Origin of the sequence: Streptomyces otsuchiensis, assembly GCF_004305975.1 — a bacterium.
GTDB lineage: Bacteria > Actinomycetota > Actinomycetes > Streptomycetales > Streptomycetaceae > Streptomyces > Streptomyces otsuchiensis.
This window is the reverse complement of record NZ_BHZI01000564.1, coordinates 1-865: the sequence shown is the minus strand read 5'-3', so window position 1 is coordinate 865 and position 865 is coordinate 1. Positions and strand designations below refer to the sequence as shown.

Here is an 865-nt window from a genome sequence, read left to right as displayed (position 1 = left end):
GCCCCCGCGTCCGCCGCCGCCCCGTCCCCGACCCGCCGGCACACCGCGTTGCCCAAGGCGCAGACCCTCATCGAGGCGCTGCCCTGGCTCACCCGGCACAACGGCAGGACCGTCGTCATCAAGTTCGGCGGCAACGCCATGGTCGACGACGAGCTGAAGGCCGCCTTCGCCCAGGACGTCGTCTTCCTGCGGCAGGCGGGGCTCCGCCCGGTCGTGGTCCACGGGGGAGGGCCGCAGATCAGCAAGCAGCTCGACCGGCACGGGCTGGTCAGCGAGTTCCGCGCCGGGCTGCGGGTCACCACGCCCGAGGCGATGGACGTGGTCCGCATGGTGCTGGCCGGGCAGGTCCAGCGGGAGCTGGTCGGACTGCTCAACCGGCACGGGCCGCTGGCCGTCGGCCTGACCGGGGAGGACGCGCACACCCTCAGCGCGACCCGGCACCGGCCGCGGATCGAGGGCGAGCTGGTCGACATCGGCCGGGTCGGCGAGATCACCGAGACCGACACCGGGGCGATCGAGGCACTGCTGGCCGACGGCCGCATCCCCGTGGTGTCCTCCATCGCGCGCTCCGCCGACGACGACCACATCTACAACGTCAACGCGGACACCGCCGCCGCCGCGCTGGCCGCCGCCCTCGGCGCGGAGACCCTGATGGTGCTCACCGACGTCGAGGGACTCTACGAGGACTGGCCGCACAGCGACGACGTGATCAGCCGGCTGACCGCCACCGAACTGGAGAAGCTGCTGCCGTCGCTGGCCAGCGGCATGGTCCCGAAGATGGAGGGGTGCCTGGTCGACATGCGTTACCGCGAGGTGCGCATCACCGCCGACCTGCGCGCCGGCGACCAGGACGCCACCGTGTGGA

At 72.8% G+C, this 865-nt stretch carries 1 protein-coding gene; it reads left to right on the top strand.

Translation table 11 applies throughout. The annotated features are described in order from the left end of the window. Positions 1–48: 48 nt before the first annotated feature. Positions 49–865 (top strand): acetylglutamate kinase (argB, locus tag E0D90_RS25855; protein WP_227870524.1); only part of this gene is annotated, 817 nt, incomplete at its 3' end.